Raw genomic sequence first — 26,409 nt, 5'->3', positions numbered from 1 at the left:
AGAGGAGGTCGAGGTCGGACTACCGGTGCGAATGACCTTCCGGCGGCTTGCCACCAGCGCCGGTGTGCACAACTACTTCTGGAAGGCGCGTCCCGAATTCCTGACGGCTGCAGTGGATCCCGCCGCACCTGTCAGTACGCCGGAGCCTTCGGCAAGTGGGTAAGAGGCCTGATGCGGCCGGGGTTTCGCCAGGCCGTCCGGCGTTTCAGTAGTTCACATCGACGTCCGACCCGTGTAACGGGCGGCCGGAGCCCACATCCCTATTCGGCTTGGAGGCATTGCCATGGCTGTTCGTCCGTTTCGCGTCGCGATCATCGGTGCTGGGCCTGCGGGAATTTACACGGCCCACGCGCTGATGAAGTCCGGACTCGTGGCGGACCGCGGTTTCAGCATCAACCTCCACGGGGGTGGCACTCGCTGATCCCCGGGTGCGGGATCGACCCGGACTCCGATGGGGTCGCGTTCCGGTCCGGGCAGCGCAAGGCGATTCTGCTCGCCGTCCCGCTGGTCTTTCCAACCGGCGATCCGTCGGCCGTTTCGGTGAGCCGAGACGGCTACGAAGGTGGGATGGTGTGCGCCCATGTGCCACTAAAAGGGTGTAACAAATACAGGTGAAGGCGCTATTCTCTACTGAAAAATATCGGGCAATGTCGTAAGTCGAGACATAAATTAGTACACTGAGTACGCTGCGGTATCTGTGACTGTGCGGGGCTCAGTCGATCTCGATGTGGAGGAATTTCATGGGTGCTCTGGATGGTCGGGTGGTCATCGTCACCGGTGCCGGGCGTGGTCTCGGTCAGGCTTACGCCACCTTCTTCGCCGAGGAGGGCGCCGCGGTCGTGCTGACCGATCTCCCCGGAGAGGGCGGACAGAGTCCTGCGGGCGATGTGGCCGCGGAGATCAGGGCGAAAGGTCAGCGCGCTGTCGCGGTGGATGCCGATGTCGCCGACTTCGATTCGGGCAAGCTGTTGGTCGAGACGGCCGTGCGCGAATTCGGTGGACTGGACGGCCTGGTGAACAACGCGGGCGTGCTTCGCGACGGACTGCTGGTCAACATGTCCGCCGACGACTGGGATCTCGTCATTCGAGTGAACCTGCGCGGTACCTACGTGCCGACTCACTGGGCTGCGAAGTACTGGCGGGAGGAGAGCAAGGCCGGTCGCCAGCGTCAGGCTGCCCTGGTTCACACCTCGTCCAGCTCCGGGCTGTTCGGCAATGCCGGTCAGGCGAATTACGTTGCCGCCAAAGCGGGAATCGGTATGTTCTCACAGGTCTGCTCGGCCGAGTTGCAGCGCTACGGAGTGCGATCGAACGTGATCGTGCCGGCCGCGCGTACCAGGCTGACCACAGCGGTGCCCAGCGTCGCGAAGCTGATGGCTGCGCCGGAGGACGCGGACGCCTTCGATGTGTACGACCCGCGCAACGTCGCGCCGGTCGTCGGTTACCTGCTGTCCGAGAGCTGCGAGCTCACCGCGCAGACGTTCTACGTGCGCGGCGGGCTGGTCAGCTCGGTGCGTTCCTGGCATCACACCGCCGAGCTGTCTCGAGAGTCCCGGTGGACGATCGATGAACTGGCCGCCACGTTGCCCACCTTGGCTACCGATGCCTCCGACGACCAGCAGTGATGTGCACATCCGCACGGTGTCGGTGCTCCGGCGCCGATAGATTCAGATCGGGAACATGATCGAAATGACAAAGAGACGTCTGGCGAATCGGACACTGGTGATGTCCGGCGGTAGCCGCGGAATCGGATTGGCGATTCTGCGGACCGCGGCGCGAGAAGGCGCGAATGTCGCGTTCCTTGCCAAGACCGATACCCCCCACCCGCGCCTGGAAGGCACGGTGCGCACGGCGGTCGCCGAGATCGAAGCCGAAGGCGGCGGACGGGCGCTCGGGATCGTCGGGGATGTGCGCAATGAGGCCGATATCGAACGGCTCGTCAGTGCCGCGGTGAGCGAGTTCGGGGGTGTCGACATCTGTGTGAACAATGCCAGTGTCCTGAATCTGTCTGCGACGGAAGATCTTCCGCTCTCACGCTTCGACTTGATGCAGAACGTCAATATTCGTGGCACGTTCGCGTTGACACGGGCGTGTCTGCCGCATCTGCGACGTTCGGACTCCGGGCATGTGCTGTCGTTGTCGCCGCCGCTCAACCTGTCGCAACGGTGGCTCGGCGCACACCCCGCCTATACGTTGTCCAAGTACGGGATGTCGATCGTCACGCTGGGGATTGCGGCAGAAGCGGCAAACCAATCCTTGTCGGTGAACTGTCTGTGGCCGAAAACGACGGTCGCGACTGCGGCGGTGGTGAATATCCTCGGCGGCCAGGAAGCCGCAGCCCGATCGCGGAGCCCGCAAGTCATGGCGGACGCCGCGCTCGAGATCCTGTCGACTCCGGCAGGGAAGGTCACCGGGCAGACCTTGATCGATGAAGACGTCCTGCGCGAGACCGGGGTTGGCGACTTCACCGGGTACGGGGGCGGCACCGAGCCCGATCTGGATATCTTCGTCGATTCGTAAGCGGCTGCTTCCAGCGCGTTCTCGGACGGCCGACTGTGGCGGTCCGCCCGCGTGGACGTCGAGATGGCGACGGCCGGACATCGTCCGACATGTGAAATTTATGGTATTTGCCGATTACCGCGCTACCGGCATCGTTGGTGGTGCGGTAATCGGCGTATCCCGGCGCCGCTGATGCGGCAGTTGTGCGCTACTCAGTCCCATTCGGGGCTTTCCTTGCTGACGAAGGCCTGTGCTCCCCGGCGGTAGTTGGCGCTGCCGCGAATCCGGCTGTAAGAGCGCCGCGTATCGGCCCACAGGCTGTCCGCACCGTATTCGACTGCCTGCTCGATCAGGGCTCGGGACTCCAGCACCGCTTCCTTGGGATTGGCGCCGATTTCCTCCGCGATACGCACAGCCGCCGACAACGCTTCGCCGGCGGCGGTCAACTCACACACGAGACCGAGTTCGTAGAGCCGCGTAGCGTCGATCGGTCGTCCGGTGAGCGCGATGTGCATCGCCGTGGACTTGCCCAGTGCCCGCGCAGTCCGGAACAGGCCACCCTCTGCCGCGAGTACGGACCGCTTGACCTCGGGTAAGCCGAACTTGGCTGTACGTGAGGCGACGATCAGGTCGCAGGACAGAGCAAGTTCGAACCCGCCGCCGACCGCATAACCCTCGACTGCGGCGATCAGGGGCTTGGTCCGGCGTCGCCTGGTGACTCCAGCGAAGCCGTTGGCATCCACGACTTTGTTCCCGGCGAGGCGGTCGGCGAGATCGGCTCCCGCACAAAAGGTTCCGTCGGCGCCGGAGATGATCCCGGTACGCAGAGTGTCGTCAGCTTCGAACATGTCGAGCGATTGTGACATCGCGGCGAGGACCAGATGGTCCACTGCATTTCGCTTGTCCGGACGTTGAATTGTCAGCAGGAGGATCGGCCCGACTCGCGATGCGGTTAGTCCGTGCACACGAATGAGTATACTAAAATTGCCGAAACGTGAGGCGGCTCCGATCAGTCAGGATCGGAGCCGCCTCGCACTGCTGATCAGTCAGGAGGTCCGGGATACCCACGGGTCGCGGGGCATGTGCAGGACGCGCTCGGCGATCACGTTGCGTTGGATCTCGCTGGTACCGCCTGCGATGGTCGAGGCGCGCGAACGCAGGTAGCCGAACACCCACTTGCCTCGATCCTGTGCGTCGTCGGAGCCGCGGTCCAGCAGGCCGAGGGAACCCGAGATATCCACTGCGAGCTCGTAGAGCTCCTTTTCCTGCTCTTGGCCGAACACCTTCATGATCGCCCCCTCGGGCCCCGGCTCGCCGGAGCTCTGGACACTGGCGATGTTCCGCAGGCCGTTCAACCGGATCAGCTCGCTGGCGATCCATTTCTTGGCCAGTGCGGTACGCACCTCGTGGCGGTCGGCAGGTCGCTGCCCCAGCGCATTCCGGCGCTTGGCGAGCTCGGCGACGTTGTCCAGGGTCCGGCGGAAGCCGATCTGTGAGGCGAGGAACTGCGTGTAACGCTCATGGTTCAGTGTGGTACGGGTGACCTGCCAGCCGGAATTGAGTGGTCCGACAACATTGCTGAGCGGTACGCGCACATCATCGAGGAACACGTCGTTGATGTCATGCTCGCGGCAGATCCGTTCGATGGGGCGAACCGTGACGCCCGGCGAATCCATCGGTAACAACACGAACGACAGCCCGTGGTGTTTGGGAGCGTCGGGATCGGTGCGCACCAGGGCGAACATCCACTGGGCGTAGTGCCCGCCGGTGTTCCAGGTCTTCTGACCGTTGATGACGATCTCATCGCCTTCGATGCGCCCGCGCGTGCGCAGGCCGGCCAGATCGGAACCGGCGCCGGGCTCGGAAAACCCTTCACACCAGATCTCGTCGCCGTCGAGCATCGGACGCAGGAACCGCGCCCGCTGTTCGTCGGTGCCGTGACGAATGATCGTGGGACCACACAGATTCAATCCGATGTGGCCGAGCGGACGCGGCACGCCGCGGCGCGCGAGCTCCGCGTGATAGGCGATCTGCTGGTCCATCGTCGCACCTCGACCGCCGAATTCCTCGGGCCAGTGGATTGCGATCCACCGATCGGCGGCCATCTTGCGCTGCAGGTCGCGGATGAATTCTCGCCGCGGCACCTGTCCTTTCGGCATCCGGAAGTCGCGAGTGCCCCAGCCTTCAGGCAGGTTGTGATCGAGCCAGTCGCGCAACTCGGTGACGAACTGCTCGGTGCTCTGTGTGGCGCTCTCGGTGGTCATCGTGTCGTTTCTCCGTCTTCCAGGAATGCCGAGGCAAGGTAATCGAGGTGCTCGTTCGCGTCGCCGTAGAGCAACTGTCCGGTCTTGGCGCGGCGCAAGTACAGGTGGATGTCGTGCTCGAAGGTGCAACCGATGCCGCCATGCAACTGCAGCGCATCGGCGGCCACGTGCGGACCACTTTCTGCGGCAACGGCTTTCGCCATGTGAACGTATACAGCGGCGTCAGCCTCGTTGTCGTGTAGTTTCCAGGCGGCGCCGTAGCAGGCCGAGCGCGCGTTTTCGACTGCTACCACCATGTCCGACAGCTTGTGTTTGACCGCTTGGAAGGAGCCGATCGGATGGCCGAATTGTGTTCGGGTGCGCGCATAGTCGGCGGCGAGGTGCAGTGCGGAATGCGCGACCCCCGTCGTCTCGGCAGCAGTGAGCAGCATTGCGAGGATTGTGGCGTGCTGTAAGGCGTCTTCGGCTTCGGTGTCCAGTACGGGCGTCGCCGCGGCCGAATCCAGGCCGAGTTTGGCCAACCCGGCGCCGGGATCGATCGATGGTGTCGGCTGCACGACACAGCCGGTCGCGGTCACATCCACCGCGTAGATCGCGGGCGAGCCGTTGGCCTCCGCGGCGACCAGGATGGTGTCCGCCCACGCGCCACCCGGGACCAGTAGGACCTCGCCGTGCAGTGTTGTGTCGCCGCCCTCGCCCAGTGCCTTGACCGCGACCGTTCCGCCGAACGCGGACGGCAGTGCCGCGACGACGATTCGTCCGTCGAGTACCTGCTCGAGCAGCTGTCCGGCCTCGGACCGACTGCTGCGTGCGAGAATCGAAGTGGCAGCGGCCAGGCCGACGAAGGGTGACGGCGCCGCCGCGCGGCCGATCTCCTCGGCCACCAGCATCTGCTCGATCGCGGTTGACTCGAGATCGAGTTCCTCGAGCCGCAGGCCGAGGGTGCTCAGGCCGGCGTCGTTGAGACGCCCCCACAATTCGCGTGCCGAGCTGGGGCCATCGGTGGTGAACATGTCTCGAGTCGCTGGGTGCGTCGCGAGCAGTCTGCGGACGTTCTCCTGCAGCGCCTGCTGCTCACTGCTCAAACTGAACTCCATACCGCCTCCGTTAAAAGTGTACTTAATAAGAGTATTACATGCTTGAAATCGGCGTTGGGTCCGAATCGGCCGCGCTCGGCGAGTTAGAGCGCCTGAGTAGATGATACTCTTTTGCGGTGGTGAGTAACCCGAGAGTGGCCGTGATAACTGCCGCGGGCGGTCCGATGGGGTCGGCGATTGCCCGGCGGCTGTCGAGCCTCGGCTACGCCGTGGCGTTGAATGATCGTTCCGCCCGCCGTCTGAGTGTGATCGCCCAGGAACTCGAGGACGCCGACGCGCGGGTGCTGCCGATCGTCGGTGACGCGACCTCTCGCGAAGTGGCGCGAGCACTCACCGCGGCGGCGCTCGAAAAGTGGGGCCGGGTAGACGGTTTGGTCAATGTGGCCGGCGGGGTGCACGGTCCGTTGAACGTCCCGCTGGAAGACATCACGGATGAGGGCTGGCACCGGACGATCGACTTCAATCTGTCATCGGCGTTCGTATGGATGCAGGAAGCGGGACGGGTCATGCTCGCGGCGGGCAGCGGGCGAATCGTCAATATCGGTTCGACCTCGTGGTCGGGCAGTCCTGACCGATCCCACTACGCCGCGGCGAAGGCGGGCCTGGTGGCGCTGACGCGTTCGGCGGCGACACAGTGGGCCCGCCGCGGCGTGAATGTGAATATCGTCGTGCCCGGTGCAACAGCGACCACCGTCGCGGACCGAGGGGATGGGACCTGGGTCCAGAACTGGGCGTCGCACAACCCGCTCGGGCGCCCCAACAATCCTGAGGACATCGCCGACTCGGTGGAGTTTCTCGTATCGAAAGCCAGCCGGAACATCACCGGACAGATCCTGACTGTGGCCGGTGGACTGAATCCGTCACTCTGACGGACACGAGGAGGACCAATGACAACGAACCGGGCGCTGCGTGGCCCCTGGGAGACGCTTCGGGTCGAGATCGAGGACAGCATCCTGCTGGTCGAACTCGACCGGCAGGAGCGGATGAACGCCATCTCGCCAACCATGCTGTCCGAACTGCCGATGGTATGGGACCTGTTCGAGGCAGACGACTCGTTGCGGGTGGCCGTGATCACCGGCGCCGGTACCCGGGCATTCTGTTCCGGCGCGGATGTCGGAACGGTGGCCGATCGGTCGCGCGCTCGCACCGGGGTGTTCGAGCGGGAGAACCGATTCACTCCATTGCAGGCGAAGGTGTCGAAGCCGACCATCTGCGCGGTGAACGGGGTCTGTGCGGGGGGTGGACTGCATTTCGTCGCCGACACCGATTTCACCATCGCGGCCGACACTGCGACATTCCTCGATCCGCATGTATCGGTCGGCCAGGTCAGCGCGGTGGAGACCATCGTGCTCGCGCGTCGTATGCCGCACCAGGCGGTGATGCGCATGATGTTGCTGGGCCGCGATGAACGTGTCGATGCCGAGCACGCCCTGCGCCTGGGAATGGTGACCGAGGTCGTTCCCGCGGCCGAATTGCGTGGCCGTGCAATCGAACTGGCGCGGATCATCGCCGGCAACTCGCCGGCTGCCATCGCGGTGAGCCGTGCGTGTCTGTGGGATGCGCTGGAACGACCCATGCACGACGCCGTGCGCTTGGCCTGGCCGGCGCTGCGGGCGCACGGTGACCACCACCCGGACGCGCAGGAAGGGCCGCGGGCCTTCGGGGAGAAGCGTCCTCCGAAGTGGCAGCGCTGAAGCGCAGCCGGAACTGGCCACGACAAACGGAAGGGCGCCACCGATCGGTGGCGCCCTTCCGTTTGTCGTCGCAGTGCCGATCAGGTCGGTGATACGGCGTAGATCGAGCCGTCCGGCAGGTGGTACTGCCCGGTCGAGTAGCTCTTGCGCGTTGAGGCGATGAGCAGGCGGTTACGGCTGAAAGTCAATGTCGTGCTGCCACCCTGCAGGGTGGCGATGAAATCGTGCACCGACCCATCGGGCGCGATGCGAATGATTCGCGCGTCGTAGGGGAGCGGCTTCGCATTGAGTTCCTCGATGGTGGTATGCAGCAGATTGGTGGATCCCTCGTCGACCGTGAACATGTGCCCGCCATAGGGGCCGAAGTCCGCGGGCGCGATGACCCCCGGTCGCCACTCGATGCCCTCGATCAAATGTACTGTGCGGTCGTCCGTATCGACACGCCAGTACTCGAGGTTCGTCTCCGCACTGCCGTCGTCGAGATAGGTGGTCCGGCGCGAGGCGATGATCAATTCGCCTGCCACTGGTCGCCACTCCCCGAAATCGGGTGCGATCAAGGTCAGGAACGGCATCATCGGGCGCTCGACCAGCGGCGGGGCCATCGTCAGGTACGGCTCGCTGTTACCGTCCGGATCGATCCGGTAGACCACGCAATTGAGTAGCGATTGCACATAGAGGTATCCGGCGTGGGGACTGCCCGCGGGGCCGAAAGCACCGGTCATACCTGCGCCCGCGACGCCTTCGCCGATGGTGCCGTGGGTAGGCATCTCGGCGAATCGGTGCGGCACTCCATCGGCCGGGTCCACTCGGTAGACGCAGTGGTTCTTGTGCGCACCGGCACGACCCGCCGTCGCCTGTGCGACAAAGAAGATGTGCCCGCCCCAGGGACCGAACGCGTCGGGTGCGAGGTTGGGGCGCATGGGCCCGCTTGCACCGTACATGCCGGGCGGAGTGATCTCTCGCAGGTCGAACTCCGGTGTCAGGCGGAAGATCGCCCCGTGTCCCGCGTTCGGGTCGAAGCCTGGCTGGGCCTGGCCTCCGATATCGCTGATCACCACGGATTCGTCGGCGTCGGTATAGCGAATCTGCGGGTCGTAGAGTCGATCGCCGGGCGGCACGATCTCGCGGATCTCGAAACCGGGATCAACGATGTGCGCCCGCATGACGCAGTCCGCGCGGACCTGCTCGTATTCAGCCGTGGCTGTGTCATTGGTCATGAAACTCCTTGTTGTGGAGGGGAAGTCGGCTACGAGGCGGTGCGGCGCGGCTTGAACGACGAGCGTGGCAGGCTGCCCGTTTCGACAGCCTCGATCTCGACGGGGACGTCCAGGCGGCTCGCGAGGTCCGCTGCGAGCCCGTTCGCGGCCGAACCCTCACACTCGACCATGAGCTGGACCTTGTCCAACTTGCCCGGCTTGAGCCGGAACTCCGGTGAACCGTGCTCGAACAGCGCGAGCTGGATGTCGAGTGGAAGGATCTTCTTCCCTTGGACTTCGCACCGATCGGCGCCACGACCGATGAAGGTGTACCGCTGGCCGGTGTCGCCACACGGGCAAGGACCGGTCTCGGCGACCACGATGTCCTCGAGGTCGTATCGCATATAGAACGCGTCCAGGCCGTAGGCATTGAGCACGAGATTGCCGCGCTCCCCAGCGGGAACCTCACGCCCGGTCTCGGGATCGACCACCTGGATCAAGTGGTTTCCGATCGGCACGTGCATGCCGGTGTGGAAGCGGCAGTCGTTGATGGAGTAGGCGGGCACTTCCGAGGCGCCGGTGATGTTGTGCAACCGCACCCCATACTGTTCTTCGAACTGCTTGCGGGGGCCCTCGAATTGATAGAGAGCCTCCACGATCAGAACCGAAGCGCCGTTGAACAGTGTGCGCAGGTCCTTGCCGGCTGCGCGCGCGGCCTCGTCATAGATGCCGATCTGGGAGCCGGTGAGCATGAAACCGGTGGGGGACAACAACTCCCACAGATCGAGGTGGGTCGCGATGTCCTGTGCGGTGTTCGGGAGACCGCACGGGATCTCCATGATTTCCGCGCGCAGGAAGTCGCGTCCGGCCAGCACGCCGGTCGAATACAGGCCGGTCGGCCAGCTGTGTGCGAACCGGCCGTCGGGTCGCATGCCCGCGCGCCAGAGGTACTGCATCCGGACGTCGATGGCACTGGCCATGTCGCGCTCGGTCCACAACTGCAGCCACGGCTTGCCGGTGGTCCCAGTTGATGTTCCCACCCGGCGAGCGTTGGCGAGGGTAACCGAACGATGGGTTCCGAACGGCGGATGTGCCTGCACATCGGCCCGCAGATCGTCCTTGGTTGTGCGGGGAATCTCGTCGAGATCGGGCATGGGGCCGGGAGTCAGGCCGGCCTCTCGAAAGCGCTTGCTGTAGTACGGGTTGTCCCACGCGCGTTCCCATTCCGTGGCGAGCCCGGCCAGAGCCCGTCGCCGATTCTCCGCCGGCTCGATCGTTTGCCGGGACGGGTCGAACAGTTCTCGGTCGACGAGTTTGTCGGACAAGTGGGCCTCCTCGGAGCATGGTGGTCTTGCTTTTGAGGATACTAATTATGTTGTAGGGTGTGACGCAACGCTCGATTTCGAATCGGAGGTAACGATGGGCTCGGCAGATCCGGTCGGGTGGACTTCGCTAGGTGATGTCCTACGGGAGCACAGGCGCAGTCGTGGATCGATGACTGCGCTGGTAGATGGCGAATTCAGGCTTGATTACGTCACCCTCGACGATCGCGTCACCCAGTGGGCGAACGTGCTTTCCGAGCGTGGTGTGAGGGCCGGGGAACGGGTGCTCTGGATCGGTCAGAACTCCTTCCGGCTCATCGAGACCCTGCTCGCCTGTGCCAAATTGGGTGCACTCCTGGTGCCGGTCAACTGGCGGCAGTCGGCCGCCGAGCTCGCTGCGGTCATCGACGATGTGAATGCAGCTGTGGTGCTCTGGCAGAAGAGCGATGTCGGTGAGCTGGTCGAGCGGGCACATGCTCTTGCAACCGCCGACGCGGAGTGGATCCAGCATGATTCCGTCGCCGCCGACGGTTACGAAGCCGTCCTCGCCACGGGGTCCACAGTCGATGCCGAGGAACCGATCGACCCTGATCTGTCGGTCCTGGGCATTTACACGGCGGCTTTCGGCGGCCGTCCGCATGCGGCGGCGCTGTCGCATCGTGCGGCCCTCATCGAAGGCCTGGTGATTGCGCGAATCGCCGAGATCAGTGATGAGACGGTGTTCCTCAATTCCGGCCCGCTGTTCCACCTGGGCACCGTGATGACGACGCTCGCAACGTTCCTATTGGGTGGCACGAATGTAGTGGTGGCGCGGACCGACGCGGAGGAGATGTGCGAGGTGATCGACCGGGAGAAATGCAACCGCGCATTCATCATGGCGCCGACTGTCGAGGCGATGCGCGAGGCGAACCAGAACGGTCGGTGGGATCTTCGGAGCTTGTGGCCGGATCCTGACCCGGCGACGTGGACGATGTGCACGCCGAGCGCGAACCCGACCAGCGGACGCGCTGGCGGGTATGGACAATCCGAGGTCACGGGCCTGATCACCAGCTATGGACTGGGTTCGAAGGCGGACTCGATATACGGACGCACCACTCCGCTGGGGCAGGTTCGCATCGTGGACGCCGCCGGTGTCGAGGTGCCGACCGGCGAGACCGGCGAGATCATCTGCCGCGGCCCCGTGGTGATGAACGGCTACCTGAATCGCGATGAGCTCAACGCCGAGCGCCGCTTGAACGGATGGCATCGCACCGGGGATCTGGGGCGCCGGGAGAAGGATGGCTCGATCACGTTCGTCGGGCCCATGATGAAAATGATCAAATCGGCCTCGGAGAACATCTATCCGATCGAGGTCGAACGGTGTCTGGGCGCACATCCCGCGGTGTCGGAGGTGGTAGTGCTCGGGGTACCCGATGAGCGGTGGACGCAGTCGGTCAAGGCGGTGGTAGTCACGGCTGCCGGCGCCACGGTGACTGCGGAAGAGCTGATCGAACACTGTCGCGACCACATTGCTTCGTACAAGAAGCCCCGGTTCGTGACTTTCGTGACGGCGTTGCCGAAGACGAAGACCGGTCAGGTGGATCGCGACGCGGTCGATCGCGAATACGGCGGCGGTGGATATCCGGGGCAGGTGTCCAGCGGAAGGCGTGACGTTCCGGTCGGCCCGGCGACAGGAGCGGTGGCACGATGAGCGAGACGTTGGTCAGCAAGCCGCAACACGACGCCGATCTGGATACCTACCGCGCGAATGTGCGCCGATGGCTGGAGGCCAACACCCCGGCAGGGTGGGAGCAGACCCTTCCCTTCGCCGATGACGACGAGGTCGCCGAGTTCTTCGAGAACTGGGCGCGCACACTGCATTCCGCAGGGCTGCTGGTCGCGCACTGGCCGGAGCGATTCGGCGGCGCCGGCGCCTCGGTGGCGCAGCAGTTGATCTTGCAGGAGGAGATGACCCGAGCCAACGCGCCACGGCCTCGATACCTCGCGATCTCGCTGGGGCACGCCGCGGCCACACTGATGGAGCACGGCACACCTGAACAGCAGAAGCTGCTCGACGGAATCCTGGCCGGTGACATCTGGTGCCAGGGCTTCTCCGAGCCGGGCGCGGGCTCCGATCTGGCGTCGCTGCGCACCCGCGCGCGGCGTGAAGGGGATGTCTACGTGGTCAACGGCCAGAAGATCTGGTCCAGTATGGGCTTGTATGCGAAATGGGGCCTGCTTCTCGCGCGGACCGACGCGGAGGCTCCCAAACATCGCGGAATCTCCATGTTCATCCTCGATATGCAGAGCCCGGGTGTGGAGGTTCGACCGATCCGCCAGGCCACGGGGGCAAAGGAGTTCGCCGAGGTATTCCTCACGGATGTGCGGATCCCGGCGGACCGCCTGATCGGGGCGGAGAACAACGGATGGCGGATCGCGCAGACCACGCTCAGCACCGAGCGGTATTCGCAGATGATCGAACTGCAGGAGGGACTCCGGTCACTGGTGGCCCAGTTGGTCTCGCAGGCCAATGCCTCTGGTGTGAGCGCTGATTCGGCCTTCCGGCTCGAACTCGCGCGGTTCGCCGGGGAGGTCGAGGTATTCGGCCTGATGAACGATCGAGTCCTGGGCCAGCTTGCCGAGGGACAGGATCCGGGTGCGGCCGGTTCGGTGCTCAAACTCCAATTCAGCCAGATCCTGCAGCGTCTCACCGAATTCGGCGTACAGACCAACGGGTTGAATGCCCACATCGATCCGCAGCGCAAGAACGACATCAGCTACACCTCCGGAGACTGGATGCTCGATCACATCCGGTCATGGACATGGACGATCGCGGGGGGAACCTCGGAGATCCAGCGGAACATCATCGGGGAACGGCTGCTCGGCCTGCCCCGCGAACCCAAGTGACGCCGGACGCGCCACGTACCACGAAAGAAGATCAGTGAACGAACCCAGCGTTGCGGAACTGGCCGATCTCCGTGCCAGCATGCGTGGACTTCTGGAGCGGCGGCTGCCGATGTCGCGAGTTCGGGAGATCGCCGCCGACGACGAGCAGGACTTCGACCGGTCCCTGTGGGATGCGCTGAACAGTGAGGTCGGCCTGTCGGCCATGGCGGTGCCGGAAAGCCATGGTGGTCTGGAGGCCGGACCCACGGCCATGGCGGTGATCGGGGAGGAGTTGGGTCGCGCACTGGCGCCGGTTCCGTTCCTGTCCAGTGCTGTTCTGACGGTGGGCGCGCTGGCGGCCTACCCGAGCACCGACGTGGCCGCGGCGTGGCTGCCGCGGCTGGCCGAGGGACTTGTCGGCACGGTCGTTCTCAGTGACCGTGACGGCAACCCCTCGATCGAGGGCGCTGCTGTCGAGGCGATTTCGGATGATTCGGGTGTCCGACTCTACGGTGAGTGTGGTTTCGTCCCAGACGCCGCCTCCGCATCGGTTCTGCTGGTTGCCGGGCATACCGGTGACGAGACCGTCGTCTACGCTGTCGAACCCGATCGCAATGGGACGACGATCTTTCCGGTGCGTGTACACGACCGTACTCGCAAACTGTGCACGGTTACTTTCTCCGGAACCGCCGTTGAACCCCGTGACCTGCTGGTTCGCGGCCAGGAGGCGATCGATCTGCTCGACCGGCTGACGTGTGCGGCGTCGGTCGCACTGGCATCCGATGCTGCCGGCGGGGCCGATCGTTTGCTGCACATGGCCGCCGAATATGCGATCGAGCGGACCCAGTTCGATCGGCCGATCGGTTCGTTCCAAGCCGTGAAGCATAAGCTGGCGGACGATTTCGTGCAGGTCGAGGGCGCGGTTGCGGCATCCGCCGGTGCCGCGCGCGCCTTGGCGGACGGCGATCTCATGCGAGCTCGATTGGTGGCGGCCTTCGCCCGCGACGCATATGTGAAGGTGGCCGGCGACGCGATTCAGGTTCACGGCGGTATCGGCTACACGTGGGAGCACGACTGCCATCTGTTCTTCAAACGTGCTCAGCTGGACCGGGATCTGCTGGGAAGTGCGGACTGGCAGCGGTTGAACGCCGCAGCGAGTCTGATCGACGCGGCGTGACCCCGGGAGGGATGCCGGGTGGACTGCGGCATGCCGAGCTGACGTGAGTTTTTTGGTGGGGAACAACATGTACCCCGCCAGGCGGAACACCGCCTCCCGAAACCGGTGATCGGCATGTTGTCCACGGGCAGGTGCAAAGCAAGGGGCGGCGGCAGATTTCTCCGAAGACGGCGGTTTCGCAATCGCTGGAAGCGCTGCTCGCGTCGGCGGGCTGGATGCAGATATCCGGCTCGATATGTCGCTCGCTGTGCCGCAGATCCTCGGGCACAGTTCCCGTCCCCGCGCAGTTGCCGGTGATCTTCTAGCCGGTCGCCCCGGAGCGCGTGTCCGGCCGCGGGCGGTAGACAAGCGCCAGCCGCGACGTTGCCGTCGATCGACTACGGACGTCGCCGCACGGGAAGGTCGTTTGACCGGGATCGGCTGGAAAGCGCGGACACACACCGACCGAGCGCTGTGGCAAACCCGGTCGATGTGATGCGAGAGCGAACGTATGCGCCTGGCGGGCAACAAATTTGCCGTCAGGCGCATCCTGGTTGCCCGCCTACTTCACGTTGTTCAACCGCTCAATCACCGAAACGTCGCTGCAGGCTCCACAATTGGGGCGCGCGCTCCAGCAATACCGCCGCGCGCGGCGTCGGTGCGGTCTCGGCAACGGTGCGGTATGTCCACGTGACCGCCCGGGACAGCCGTGCGTCCGGGCCCGCACCCGCCGCTGTCTGGAGTGCGGCCGTGTCGAGTTCGGCCGCAGGCACGGCTCGCCATGCGAAGCCGGACGCGACGGCCTGCTCGGCGTTCATCTCCTGGTTGAACAACGCGATCGCGGCTCCCGCGACTGCCGACAGGTTCTGCCGCAACATGGTCAGATGGCCGCCTCCAGGGTGGACGCCTGCCCTCCCGAAGCCGATGATCCGTACGTTGTCGGCGACCAGGCGCAGATCGCAGGCGAGCGGCAAATTGATTCCAGCGCCCACGACAGTGCCGCTGACCGCCGCGAGAGTCGGAATCCGGGCGTCGCGCAGCCGCTCGAACATCGAGTAGATCTTTCCGATAGCGGCGTAGTTGGCCTCTTCGAGAGGATCCGCGGCCACCGTGCTCAGAAGTTCGAGATCTGCACCGCTGCAGAAGGTTTTCCCTTCGGAGCGGATCAGCACCGAGGTGATCGTGTCGTCCTTTTCGGCACTCTCCAGGTTCGCGACCAACGCATCGGCGAACTGAGGTGTCAAAGCGTTGCGGTGCGGTGCGTCCAGGGACAGGACCGCCACCGTGTCCTCACGGTGGAAGGTGATGCCGGTCGAGTTATCTGTCTCGCTGTCTGTTGTCAGCTGAGCCATGTGCGGAAGACCTCCTCGTTGTCGGCCCCTACGGGGGAGCACACGTCTGCGCCGGTACCCGGCCGGGTACCGGAATCCATCCACCGGATGGGCGACAAGATATTGGGAACGGTGCCGTGCCAGTTGCGTTCGAGCAGGCCGCGGGCCGTCGTGTGCTCGAAATTCGCGAGATCGTCCGGAGTTTCGACAATTCCGCCAGGGACATCCCATTCGATGAAGCGGTCCAGCCACTCTTGCGCGGTCGCGGTTCGGAACACGGCGTCGAGTTCGGTTCGCATACTCGCGTCGCCGTAGTCGACGCTTCCGCCCACCGGGCTCGACCACCGTTCGATCAGGTCTTCGCGCCCGATTCCTGTGCAGAACGCAGCGAAGAACTTCCGCTCGATCGCGCAGATCACCACGTCCCGTCCGTCCGAGGCACGATAAATGGCGTAGAGGGACCATTTGTCCATTGATACTGGACGAGGTGCGTCCATCGCGGCTCTGTGCGCGATTGCGGCCCGACTCATCTCGACTGCCGCATCCCAGAAGGAGATATCGATCCACGCACCGATTCCGGTGGTCCGTGCGCCGAACAACGCGGCCATCGTGGCGGTAGCAGCAGCTGAGGCGCCAGCCTCGGAGCTGATGCTGGAGGAGGGGCCGCCATCAGCGAATTCGGTACGGTCCGGTTTGCGATCGACAATCGCAGTACCGGCGAGTGCGTCCATGCTGTAGCCGTGGGAAGGTAACGTCGCCAACGGTCCGGTTTGTCCGAATCCTGTCATCGAGCAGATCACCAATTCCGGCCGCTGGCGGCGCATCTCGGCGAAATCGATACCCATCTGCTGAAAGCGTCCGGGCTGTGAGACCTCCATGATGGCGTCGGCTTTGTTCGCCAACGCGTGGAAATCCCGCAGGCCGGCCTCGGTGCGCAAGTCCAGCGCGACGCTCTTCTTACCTCGGTTCAGCGCCAAGTGATGGTAGGAGTCAGGCCCATACATGGGCGGAATGTTGCGTAGGTAGTCCCCTATTCCCGGCAGTTCCACCTTCACCACTTCGGCACCCAGGTCGGCCAAGATGCGCGTGGCGAGGTCGCCCGGGATCAGTTTGGCCAGGTCCAAGATGCGGACACCGGACAGCGGCAGGTAGTGAGCGGTCTGACCTTCAGGCATGGAAACAGTGTACTCTATCCATGATTCCGGCAATCGGCGCCGAGGAGGCAGACGTGGATGTTTCGACCCGTATCCGTCGAGTGATGGCCGTGGACCCGGCCGTACCCGTCGTTGATTACGAGGGGCAATGGTCGACGTGGGGAGACGTCGAGTTCGTCACCGAGGAACTGCAGCGCGCGGCATCGGGATTGCCCGCGAACGCGGTGATAGCTGTGATCACGCGCAACAGGCCGACGATCGCCGCCGCGATCCTCGGTTTGCTCGCGTTGCGTCGCGCTTGCGTGACGATCAACGGCATGCATCCGGATGCTGCCATGGTGGACGAGATCGCGACCCTGCGCCCGGCCATCGTCGTGGCCGACGAAGAGGACTGGAAGCGCGATGGTGTTGCCGGGGCGGTTTCCGCTACTGGTGGCCTCGGATTGCGGATCGCCGCGGACCTACGGGAGGTGTCGGAGGTCGTCGCGGCTTCTCCGGGCGCGGACTTCGGCAAGGTCGAAGAGGACACCGCGATCAGTTTGCAGACCAGTGGCACGACCGGCCCGCCCAAGCGGGTTTCGATGACCTACGCCAATATCGACGCGTCTGTGGCCGGCGTGCTGGGTCACTACGGCCCCGGGGGTGAGCCCGAACTGAAGCTGCGTCCGGGGGTCGCTGTGCAGATGCTTCCCCTTGGGCACACGAGTGCCCTGCTCGCGCTGTGTGTGATGGCGGTCGAGGGGCGGAGAATGGTGCTCCTCGACAGATTCGATCCGTGGAAGTGGGCGGCGGCCGTCCGGGATCATGAGATCGCCGTGTCCGGGATGCCCCCTGCCGCGCTGCGCATGATTCTCGATGCCGACATTCCGAAGGAGTGGCTCGGGTCGTTGCGGGCGGTCCGAGCCGGTACCGCGCCCCTGCCCCAGTCGCTCGCCGACGAATTCACCGCCCGCTATGACATTCCGGTGATTCAGGCATACGGGGCGACCGAGTTCCAGGGCGTTGCGAGTTGGACGCTGCAGGATCACAAGAAGTTCGGCCCGAGCAAAAGGGGCAGTGTCGGTAGGGCTCATCCCGGTGTCGAACTGCGGGTTATCGACCGGACCACCGCTGCGGAGGATTCTGCTCCCGCAGTACTGGGTCCGGACTCGGTTGGAATCCTCGAGGTTCGTTCGGCGCAGGCCGCAGGTGATCGTGCGGGGCAATGGATCCGGACGAGCGATCTGGCCCGTATCGATTCGGACGGGTTCCTGTACATCGAAGGGCGGGTCGACGACGTCATCAACCGTGGTGGTTTCAAGGTCGACGCGGGAGAGGTGGCTGACACATTGCGGGCCCACCCTGCGGTGGCGGACGCGGTCGTCGTGGGCGCGCCGGACTCCCGACTGGGTAGCGTGCCGGTTGCTGTGGTGACTCCGGCGCCTGGCGGTGCGCCGGAGGAGGGTGAACTGAAATCATTCGTCCGGGAGCGCCTCGAGGCCTATAAGATTCCGGTCGCGATAGCAGTTGTCGACGAACTTCCGCGAAACGCGACGATGAAGGTGGGGGTGCGTGAGGTATTGCAGCTCGTAGGCCGCACTACGGATTGAGGTTCCTCCCTGGGGAGTTCAGAAGCCTATTGAGAATACTGAACTTGGTTTGGAGGGGACGGTTAGCCGTCCGGGCGGCGTCGAGTTCTGCGGCAGCGACGGTACAGATGATTGCCCACCGGCCAGCATTTGAATCGGGCGGAACAGCTTCGGATCGTCAGCAGACGCGCTCGCTTCGAAATTCGGCGTGAGCATCCAGCCGGGCTGTGGTGTTGGTCAGTGTCGTTGTGCGGCTGAGGCTTCGCCTTGCGGTGTGCGGGCCGCGCCGGGAGTTCTCGGTGGTCGCTTCTGGGCGACCGTCGTGTCCGAACGTCCCGGCGCGGTCGCCGACTACTTGGCCGGGGCGGGGCCGGGCGGGGGCTGGTTGACGGTCGTGAAGTACTGGACGGCGGCCATGATCGCGACGGGCGCGGTCACCAGTAGCTGTCCGGCCGCGGTGCCGAGCGCTCCGATGGCTATGATGCCGCCGAGGCAGCCAATGGCGGCGGCCGGGATGAACGGGCCGAACATGCCGACGATGGTCGCGGCGGCGATGGTCGCACCCGCGATGCCGCCGAGCACACAGCCGACCGCCGCACCGCCGAGCCCGCCCACCATGGTTCCGATGGTGGCGCCCGCCGTGATCGTGGTGACCAGTCGACTCCAGGCGGCCTGTTCACGGTCGTATTGCGTCTTCCAGGGAGCCTGCTCCTCGTATGGCAGGCTGACCGGTCGATAGCTGGCGTGGGCGAGGTCGAACCGGGGGGTGAGCGTCGCGGTGCGGTTACTGATCTGGGCGTCGATGGGGAAGACGAAATCGTCGACCCGGAACGACAATTCCGAGCCGGCGACCACGGTTCCGTCGGCACCCTTGATCTTGAACACGCCATCCTCGGCGGTCAGGGATCCCGCATCGGTGCTGATGACCGTCCCGGTGGGTGTTGCGAAGGTCGTGTAGTGGATCGCGTCCGGTGGCGGCGTCGCGTGCGCGGTTCCCGCCATGCTCACGACTCCGACTGCCAGTACACAGGCAGCGGCGATTTTCCTCATCATATTTCCTCTCATCGGACTCCCCGGATATGCTGACCGAGGGGTCGAAAACCGGTGATTCGGGGATCACTGAGCGGCGACACACACCATCAGCGGCGCCGACGGCGGTGAACGCTTCTATTTTGGTTCTGGAATATGTAAACGAAGGTGCGGACTGTCAATCGGGCACGCCGACCAATTGCCGCTAGAAAGTGTCAGATGGAATATTTAGATTTCCGGTATTCAAATATATCTATCACCGCTCGGTGAACCGGAATGACTTCTCCTGTTCCCGGGCGATGGTCGAACTTGTTCGACGTTTTCGATTCACTCGCGCGCAAAATCTATGGTCGAACTGGTGAAACCTGATTGATCATCTCGAGAGTGTCGCCAGGTTTCGAGCATGGACTCAAGAGTATACTGTTTTGGTTGATGCGGGGGCAGTTTCGGAAAACTCTTCGTCATCGGAGCAGTTCGTGGCATTGGTTGTCTGTACAGCGAACCTTGGTCGGCTTGGGGGAGATGTGCTCGCTGCATTCGTGACCTTTGCGCGTCATTGGTTGTCCGGTAGTCGGCCTGGCAGCGGGGTGCGCTGGAATCGCAAGTCGCAGAAGTCCTTCGCCGCAATGGGTTGCGGGTATTTCGAGTGTCGATGAGTTGCACTGGGGGTTATGGACTCTTGACGTAGGCAAAGAGATATAGGACACTCTTCTATGCTTGCTGTTGAGCTGAGCTTGCGCATTCCACGAATGCGTCCAGCCGTGTCGCTGGGGCCGGCCGGACCTTGTCCGCGGGCATTTTCTGCTCACCCGAACCCTCAAGTTTCGAAAGGTAACTCGGTCGCCGGATATCCGGCTCGTCACCATTCGTCGACACCGTGAGTGCCAGATCGTACATTCGTACGTGCCTGAGCCGCAGGGCGTGTTCGACGGATCATTTTGCATATCTCATGCACGCACACAACGAGGGGCCCATGTTCGCCTGGTCGCGAGGCTTTTATGGCTACTACAACCTTGTATTCATCACGATAATCTACGCATTGACGGTCGGCATGTTCGTCACCCTCGGAATGAACGTTCCACTGATGGCGAAAGAGCTGGGCTGGAGTGCCGCGGAGTACGGTGCCGGCTCATCCATTTATCTCATCAGCGTCGGGGTGGCGAGTTTCGTGGCCGGACTGCTGATACCACGGGTGGGTGCTCGTAGGCTCATGGTCTGCTTCACGCCCCTGGTGCCACTGGCCGTCCTGGGCATGTCCCTGGTTCAGCATGCCTGGCAGCTGTATTTGTGCACGGGCGTGCTCGGTATCGGCAGCGGGTGCGGCGTTGTGCGGACCGGCGATCGTCAGTAACTGGCTCCACCGTCGGCGGGGGCTGGGGCTGTCGATCGTCATCTCGTCATCGACACTCATCGCGATCGTGTGGTCCCAGCTTTCGGTGGCGCTACTCGGAGCATTCGGCACCTGGCGGGATGTCGCCAGGGTCGAGGGCGGGATCGCGATCTTGGCTCCGCTGTGTGCTCTGTTGTTCGTTCGTGAAAAGCCCGAAGACCTCGGACAGGAGACCGATGGCGGTGCCACGGACCGCCAACTCGTCGATGTCGAACCGATCCGACGGCGGATGGCCTACAAGGTCACCAGGTCGTGGACCGGCGCGCAAGCTCTTGCACATCCCGCGTTCTGGCTCGTCGCATTGTCCGCCACCTTCGAAATCTTCGTTTTCAGTGGGCTTTCCGCGCATCAGGTGAAGATTTTCGAGGCCAGCGGGCTCAGTGTCACGGCGGCGGTGACGATCTTCGGATTGGTCAACACTGTCAGCGGTTTCAGCCGGCTGATCGGTGGCTGGATCTCCGACCTCGTCGAAGCGCGCTACCTCATGGCGCTGTTCCAATTGGTGCTCGGTTTCGGACTGGTCGTGTTCGCGCTCTTGTACATGTGGTCGGGCGCGCTGTACGTCTATCTGATCGCGGTCGGGTTGGCCAATGGCGAGATCTATCTGATGACGGCGGTCATCTTCACGAATTACTTCGGCACCAAGGCGTACCCGGTGCTGGGCGGGGTTTCCACGCCGCTGCAGTCGCTGTTCGGTGGTGCCGCTCCGGTCGTCGTCGGCGCGATGCTCGATCGGCTCGGGAGCTTCGTTCCGGTCCTCATCGCCTTGGCGCTGGTGAACACGGCGGCTGCGATCATGGCACTCCTCGCCCGACCACCACACACGCACACCGCGCCGGCTCTTCAGCCAGCGATGCAGTAGCACGCGCCGAGACCGGCGGGGCCGAGATGATCGGCCCCGCCGGCCTCGACAATCTGACTGTCAGCTCGCCGCCAGCGCATCGGCGACATTGATCAGGTCGTTCTGCGCCTTGATGATGGCGCCGTCGTGCACCATGTACAGAACGTCCTTAGTGTTGAACAGCCGCTTGTACTTGGGGTTCGAGTTCTCCTTCGTGAAGTCGATCGGACTCGGGTAGGTCTCGAGCTTCATCGCGGTCGTCTTCTTCAACTGGTCGATCACGCTCGATGCGGTCACCGGACCTTGGATCTGTTTGGCCACCTCGATGAATACGGTTGCTGCGGACCAGGCAAGCTCGGCGCTCGTATCCACCTCGGCCTTCGGATTATGTGCCTTCAACTGCGCCACGAAATTGGGTGTATCGGTCGGGTTGGGAAGGACCTTGCTGTCGGGAAGCAGGACGCCTTCCATGGCTGCACCCGACGAAGCCAGGACACTCGGTGGAACATTCGCCAGGCTGGCTGCGATCGGGAGCTGTGGGTTACTGCTCTGGCGCGCCGCCATGATGAATTTCATCTGTGCTGCGGCGGGAAGGGCCACGCCGACGCAGCGCGCGCCTCCTTGCAACAGGGTGGAAACCGCAGGTGCGAGGTCGGGAGCATCACTGGTGACACCGATCGAGGAAGTAACTTGTCCGCCACCGGATTTCACCCCCTGTTCGATCAGCTCTGCCGAAACCTGCGCGGCCGCGCTGTCCGAACTGGATATGATCCCTACTTGTTTGCAGCCTCGCTGCGCCAGCGCCAGTCCAGCTGCGGTGAATTGCCCTGGATTGCCACCGTCGACCGGGTACGAGATCGGGCTGGTGAAATCGGCACTGGTCAATGGAAGTGCGCCGATCAATGGAATGTGGGCAGCTTCCAACACGGGCGTGACGCCGGTGTTGAACAGCGAGATGCTCCCGAGGACCGCGGCGGCGTGTTCCGTCACTGCTTGTCGTGCACATTTCGCGGCGACGTTCGGGTCGCCCTGGTCGTTGCAGGTCGTGAGTTCGATCTTCTTGCCGTTGATGCCGCCCGCGGCGTTGGCGGCATTGATCGCCCCCTCCACTGCGTCCTTCATTTCGGGGAAGGAGAATTGGGACGACTGGTACTGCCCCATGGCCATCACCTTGATGGTGCTTCCGTCGGACCCGCCCCCTCCGTCGGAACACGCTGTCATCGCGGTGACCAATCCTGCCACCGTCATGCCCACCAGGGCAGTTTTTACTTTTGTCCGCATGGCAGACTCCATTTCTCGAATTTCTTTTGAGAAATTCGATTTGATCAACTGAAATTTCTATTCGGATGTGCTGGGGCCAGCGAGGTAGTTTGCCTCGATATCACCGATGCGCGAGAGCAATTCGGCGGACGTTCCGGTCATGACCACACGGCCGCGTCGAAGTACGTATCCACGGTCGGCGATGGACAGTGCGTTGCGGACATGCTGCTCCACGAGGATGACGCCGATCCCGGAGTCGGCCGCCTTCCGGACGGCGTCGAGCAGCCGCCGAGCCATCTTCGGCGCAAGGCCCAGTGACAATTCGTCGGCGAGCAATACCGCGGGGCGGGCCGCGATGGCCCGGGTGAGGGCAAGCATCTGTTGTTCGCCGCCGGAGAGCAGCCCAGCCTTGCGATCGAGGAGCTTTTCGAGCTCAGGGGTGATGTCGAGTGCCGCGCGAACCCCGCCCCGCCCGAGCCGAAGATTTTCCGCGGTGGTCAATTTCGTGAATACGGCACGTTCCTCGGTCAGGAACGCCATGCCTTCTCGGCTGCGTCGGTAGGGAGGCGTCCGGATGGGACGGCCTTTCCAAACGACCTGGCCCTGAAGCGGTCGGAGATTGCCGGCCAAAGTCAGGAGTGTCGTCGTCTTGCCCGCGCCGTTCGCCCCGAGCAACGTCACGACCTCACCAGGCTCGACATGAAGACAGACGTTCTCCAGGACCGGGATGCCGTTGTACCCCGCGGCAATCTTTTCGGCCGCCAGCAACGTGTTCGATGTGGTCATGACCGGACCTCCTGGGAATCGATTCGGACGGAGCGGATTTCGTCGTCGATCGCGATCTCTTCGGTCGCCGCTGCGCCGAGATAGGAGGCGACAACCGCGGCGTTCTCGCGAATTTCGGCGGGAGACCCTTGTGCGATCACCTGGCCGAAATCGAGGGCGACGATCCGCTCACACAACCGCATGACGAGTTCCACGTCGTGCTCGATCAGCAGGATGGCGATCCCGCGCTCGCGTGCGAGGTGAGTGACCAGCTCACCGAGTTCGTCGCGTTCCACTTCGCTCAAACCCGCCGCGGGTTCGTCCAGGAGCAAGACGGAGGGCTCCGACGCCACCGCGCGGGCGATGGCGACCAGCCTGCGCTGGCCGTACGGTAGTTCGCTCGGGCGCTTGTCGAGTACATCCCCGAGGCGGAATACCTCGATCGCCTCGGCCATCGCCGGTGAGGTGGTGGGATGGCCAGGGAAAATGGGATCGGTGATGTAGTTCCACCATCGGCAGCGCTCGGCGGCTATCCGGAGGTTCTCGAGCACCGTCATGTCGTCGAACAGTTCGAGCGACTGATACGACCGCGCGATCCCGGTCCGAGCACGCTGGTACGCAGCGCGGTGGACTGGTTCGCCGTTCAACCTCACAGTGCCGTGTGAGGGAGTGACGAAGCCGGTGATCACGTCGATCAACGTCGTTTTACCTGCTCCGTTCGGCCCTATCAGGCCCACGACGGACCCGGGCTGGACGTCCAGCGAAACGTTCCGTAGTACTTCGGTTGCGCCGAAGCGCACCGCGATATCGCTGATCTCGAGCGCCTGTTCGGTGACCCTCGTCGCCTTCCGGGCGACGGCATCCGTTCCGGTTCCCGCATTGGCGGCGGGCTCAGACACAGTGACGTCAGCAGGCCGGTTTCGGCGAATCCTCCCCGTGATCCTCCTGCCGACGCTGCTCCAACGCCGGATTTCCGAGGCGACAACACCATTGACATTGGCGACCACCGTGAGAATGAGCAGCGGCCCGCTCGCCACCAGGAGATACTGTTCGATTCCCTCTCCGAACAGGTTGCCGAGAGTCGTTCCGACGCCACCGGGTTGCAGGGCCGAACCCACCAATGGGCCCGTAACGAAGCCAAGCCCGCCGATGACGGCATAGCCGACGACGGTGACAGATTGGAAAGCCGGATAGTCGCTGAACAGGACAGCGGGGTTGCGGAACGAGAAGACCACCCCACCGACCGCGGCTACCATCCCGGCGAAAGCGAATGCGTACAGCTTGCTACCGGTGACCCACACGCCCAGCGACGCGGCAGCCCGTTCGTTCGATCGCAGCGCTAGTAGTCCGCGCCCGGCGCGACCACGCCGCAGGTTGGCCACGGCCACCGCACAGATCGTGAACAGGCATATCGAGACCACCGCGTAGGACCGCGGATGGATTATGTTGTCGACATCGATCCCGAAGATGGTGGGGAAGCCGACCTGCAACCCGGTGCTGCCGCCGGTGAGTGCAGGCGAGTTGAAGATCAACTGCTCGATCGCGACGCTGACGCCCAATGTGACGATCGCCAGCTGATCGCCCCTTGATCGCAAGGCGGGTAGTCCGATGACCACCCCGATGGGAAGCATGACCACCACCGAGATCAACAGCGCGGCCAGCATCGAGAATCCGGCAGAACTGACCAGTTTCGCGGCGATCCAGGCCCCCAAACCGGCCATCATCCACTGTGCGAGCGATACCTGGCCGGCGTATCCGGTGACGACCACAATGGACAACACCACAATCGCGACGGTTATCGATACGGTGATGCCATCGACCCACTCCGGTGGGATCACCTGTACCAGACCGATGACGACCGCCAGTGCGATTGCAACGAGCCATAGTCGGATCCGGCCCAGGCCGACTGCCGGCATCCGTTGCGATTCGGTGCCGCGCGTCGGGAGTCCGGTTCCTCGCAACGACAGCATGACGATGATGACGAAGAAGGGGACCGCGTTCGCCCATCCGGGCGAGCTCACGTAGCGAGTTATTTCGGATTGCGCGACGCCGATCAGCACACCTGCCAACAGCGTCACCGGGAACGACAGCATCCGCCCCACCACGGCCGCGGCCAGCGCCGGGATGACCAGCAGAGTCAGGCCGGCCACCGAAAGGCCGGTGATCGGGGCGAGCAATATCCCCGCCAAGCCTGCCAACATGGAACCCATCGCCCAGTTCGCGCACGCGATTGCGGTCGGTGAGTGCCCCAGATGTGCTGCGGCACGCGGATTTTCGGCAACGGCAGCGGTAGCTATGCCGAACTTGCTGTAACGGTAGAGGGCGAACAAGATCGCGACGAGCACTACGACCAAGGCGAAGATGAGCAGGCGGTCCCACCCGATGACGGCACCGGCGATCTGCACCGTCGACCGAGGTAGTGATGACGCGACCACGACCGAGCCCGAGTGGTACCGAAGGCCTGCCAGTCCCTCCAGGGTAGTCAGCACGCCAAGGGTTGCCAGCAGTTTGGCAAGGCCTGAACTGTGCTGTAGTGGCCCCATGACCAGCAACTGAATCGCGACGCCCAGCAGGGCGCACACGACCAATGCCGGTACGGCGGCCGATGCGAAGCTCCAGTGGCGCACATCGTGGAGCTCGTAGAACACGAATGTGCCGATCATCCCCACGGCGCCATGCGCGAAGTTGATGACTCCCGACCCTCGATAAACCAACACGAGTCCCAGTGCGGCAAGGCCGTAAGCAGCACCTGCCCCCAAGCCGAGCAACGCGAATTGTATTGGGACAGTCACAGGAGCCTCCACAATGAGGACTGACACTCAACTTCTTAAGAGTGCACTAATTGCGCTTAGAGTAGACGTGGGTCACACTCGGCGCAATAGTCGGATTTTCTGCCCGATTTCCACTAATTGACGCGTCATTGGGGCTACTATGCGCGCGATTTTGGGAGGATTCGTCGCGCTGTTGGGTGCAGTGAG

The 26,409-nt window shown here is 63.8% G+C and carries 19 protein-coding genes and 1 pseudogene; 9 read left to right on the top strand and 11 right to left on the bottom strand.

The annotated features are described in order from the left end of the window. Positions 1-740: 740 nt before the first annotated feature. Both NA5_RS14780 and NA5_RS14775 read left to right on the top strand, forming a co-directional pair. Positions 741-1,625: an SDR family NAD(P)-dependent oxidoreductase gene (locus NA5_RS14780; protein WP_062986139.1), complete on the top strand. Its 885-nt coding sequence runs from the start codon at positions 741-743 to the stop codon at positions 1,623-1,625. Positions 1,626-1,689: 64 nt separating this feature from the next. Next, the gene (locus tag NA5_RS14775) at positions 1,690-2,520 is read left to right on the top strand and encodes an SDR family oxidoreductase (RefSeq protein WP_062986147.1); all 831 of its coding nucleotides are present in this window, start codon (positions 1,690-1,692) and stop codon (positions 2,518-2,520) included. A gap of 191 nt (positions 2,521-2,711) precedes the next feature. Here NA5_RS14775 and NA5_RS14770 read toward each other — a convergent pair whose 3' ends face one another. The 3 genes from NA5_RS14770 to NA5_RS14760 all read right to left on the bottom strand — a co-directional run bounded on the left by NA5_RS14770 (position 2,712) and on the right by NA5_RS14760 (position 5,860). After that, positions 2,712-3,464, bottom strand: coding sequence for an enoyl-CoA hydratase-related protein (locus NA5_RS14770; protein WP_063813379.1), 753 nt, complete (start codon positions 3,462-3,464; stop codon positions 2,712-2,714). Between the two features lie 81 nt (positions 3,465-3,545). Then, positions 3,546-4,763: an acyl-CoA dehydrogenase family protein gene (locus NA5_RS14765; protein WP_062986130.1), complete on the bottom strand. Its 1,218-nt coding sequence runs from the start codon at positions 4,761-4,763 to the stop codon at positions 3,546-3,548. Further along, positions 4,760-5,860, bottom strand: coding sequence for an acyl-CoA dehydrogenase family protein (locus NA5_RS14760; protein WP_084484138.1), 1,101 nt, complete (start codon positions 5,858-5,860; stop codon positions 4,760-4,762). Before NA5_RS14760 ends, NA5_RS14765 begins: the two co-directional genes overlap by 4 nt. A 119-nt stretch (positions 5,861-5,979) precedes the next feature. Here NA5_RS14760 and NA5_RS14755 point away from each other — a divergent pair, with 119 nt between their 5' ends. Both NA5_RS14755 and NA5_RS14750 read left to right on the top strand, forming a co-directional pair. Further along, entirely contained in the window at positions 5,980-6,729 is a 750-nt protein-coding gene (locus NA5_RS14755) for an SDR family NAD(P)-dependent oxidoreductase (RefSeq protein WP_157110420.1), read from the top strand. 18 nt (positions 6,730-6,747) lie between these two features. Continuing rightward, positions 6,748-7,554 (top strand): enoyl-CoA hydratase/isomerase family protein, encoded by an 807-nt coding sequence (locus NA5_RS14750; RefSeq protein ID WP_062986124.1) that lies wholly within the window; start codon positions 6,748-6,750, stop codon positions 7,552-7,554. 80 nt (positions 7,555-7,634) lie between these two features. Here the strand turns inward: NA5_RS14750 and NA5_RS14745 are convergent, their stop codons facing one another. After that, the gene (locus NA5_RS14745; protein ID WP_062986122.1) at positions 7,635-8,771 is read right to left on the bottom strand and encodes a hypothetical protein; all 1,137 of its coding nucleotides are present in this window, start codon (positions 8,769-8,771) and stop codon (positions 7,635-7,637) included. Between the two features lie 29 nt (positions 8,772-8,800). Then, positions 8,801-10,075, bottom strand: coding sequence for a phenylacetate--CoA ligase family protein (locus tag NA5_RS14740; protein WP_062986116.1), 1,275 nt, complete (start codon positions 10,073-10,075; stop codon positions 8,801-8,803). 94 nt (positions 10,076-10,169) lie between these two features. Here NA5_RS14740 and NA5_RS14735 point away from each other — a divergent pair, with 94 nt between their 5' ends. Genes NA5_RS14735 through NA5_RS14725 form a run of 3 tightly spaced genes read left to right on the top strand, consistent with a single transcriptional unit; the run spans position 10,170 to position 14,114 of the window. Continuing rightward, on the top strand, positions 10,170-11,762 hold the full coding sequence (locus NA5_RS14735; RefSeq protein WP_084484137.1) for an AMP-binding protein: 1,593 nt from the start codon (positions 10,170-10,172) through the stop codon (positions 11,760-11,762). After that, positions 11,759-12,958 (top strand): acyl-CoA dehydrogenase family protein, encoded by a 1,200-nt coding sequence (locus tag NA5_RS14730; RefSeq protein ID WP_062986114.1) that lies wholly within the window; start codon positions 11,759-11,761, stop codon positions 12,956-12,958. The genes NA5_RS14735 and NA5_RS14730 overlap by 4 nt, the downstream gene beginning before the upstream one ends. Before the next feature lie 34 nt (positions 12,959-12,992). Continuing rightward, positions 12,993-14,114 carry an acyl-CoA dehydrogenase family protein gene (locus tag NA5_RS14725; RefSeq protein ID WP_062986112.1) on the top strand — a complete coding sequence of 374 codons (1,122 nt, stop codon included), beginning with the start codon at positions 12,993-12,995 and terminating at the stop codon, positions 14,112-14,114. A gap of 563 nt (positions 14,115-14,677) precedes the next feature. On the opposite strand, the gene NA5_RS14720 is transcribed toward NA5_RS14725, so the two are convergent. Together NA5_RS14720 and NA5_RS14715 are read right to left on the bottom strand one after the other, a co-directional pair. Continuing rightward, positions 14,678-15,445 (bottom strand): enoyl-CoA hydratase/isomerase family protein, encoded by a 768-nt coding sequence (locus NA5_RS14720; RefSeq protein WP_062986110.1) that lies wholly within the window; start codon positions 15,443-15,445, stop codon positions 14,678-14,680. Beyond that, positions 15,433-16,599, bottom strand: coding sequence for a CaiB/BaiF CoA transferase family protein (locus NA5_RS14715; RefSeq protein ID WP_062986108.1), 1,167 nt, complete (start codon positions 16,597-16,599; stop codon positions 15,433-15,435). The genes NA5_RS14720 and NA5_RS14715 overlap by 13 nt, the downstream gene beginning before the upstream one ends. Positions 16,600-16,652: 53 nt before the next feature. Here NA5_RS14715 and NA5_RS14710 point away from each other — a divergent pair, with 53 nt between their 5' ends. After that, positions 16,653-18,167 (top strand): class I adenylate-forming enzyme family protein, encoded by a 1,515-nt coding sequence (locus NA5_RS14710; protein ID WP_169811304.1) that lies wholly within the window; start codon positions 16,653-16,655, stop codon positions 18,165-18,167. Positions 18,168-18,497: 330 nt separating this feature from the next. Here the strand turns inward: NA5_RS14710 and NA5_RS14705 are convergent, their stop codons facing one another. Then, complete coding sequence (locus tag NA5_RS14705; RefSeq protein WP_371856418.1) at positions 18,498-19,196, bottom strand: DUF8020 domain-containing protein; 699 nt, start codon at positions 19,194-19,196, stop codon at positions 18,498-18,500. Between the two features lie 928 nt (positions 19,197-20,124). Here NA5_RS14705 and NA5_RS14695 point away from each other — a divergent pair. Beyond that, positions 20,125-21,427 (top strand): annotated as a pseudogene (locus NA5_RS14695) (MFS transporter). 60 nt (positions 21,428-21,487) lie between these two features. Here NA5_RS14695 and NA5_RS14690 read toward each other — a convergent pair. From NA5_RS14690 to NA5_RS14680, 3 genes are read right to left on the bottom strand one after another with little or no spacing between them, the layout of a single operon-like run. After that, positions 21,488-22,735, bottom strand: a complete 1,248-nt coding sequence (locus tag NA5_RS14690) for an ABC transporter substrate-binding protein (RefSeq protein WP_157110419.1) — start codon at positions 22,733-22,735, stop codon at positions 21,488-21,490. A 9-nt stretch (positions 22,736-22,744) separates the two neighbouring features. Beyond that, entirely contained in the window at positions 22,745-23,452 is a 708-nt protein-coding gene (locus NA5_RS14685) for an ABC transporter ATP-binding protein (protein WP_062986096.1), read from the bottom strand. Next, complete coding sequence (locus NA5_RS14680) at positions 23,449-26,223, bottom strand: branched-chain amino acid ABC transporter permease/ATP-binding protein (protein ID WP_169811302.1); 2,775 nt, start codon at positions 26,221-26,223, stop codon at positions 23,449-23,451. Before NA5_RS14680 ends, NA5_RS14685 begins: the two co-directional genes overlap by 4 nt. Positions 26,224-26,409: the final 186 nt, after the last annotated feature.

Origin of the sequence: Nocardia anaemiae NBRC 100462, from assembly GCF_001612725.1 — a bacterium.
In the GTDB taxonomy this organism is placed as follows: domain Bacteria; phylum Actinomycetota; class Actinomycetes; order Mycobacteriales; family Mycobacteriaceae; genus Nocardia; species Nocardia anaemiae.
The sequence above is the reverse complement of the archived record's forward strand: the minus strand, read 5'-3'. Positions and strand labels throughout refer to the sequence as shown.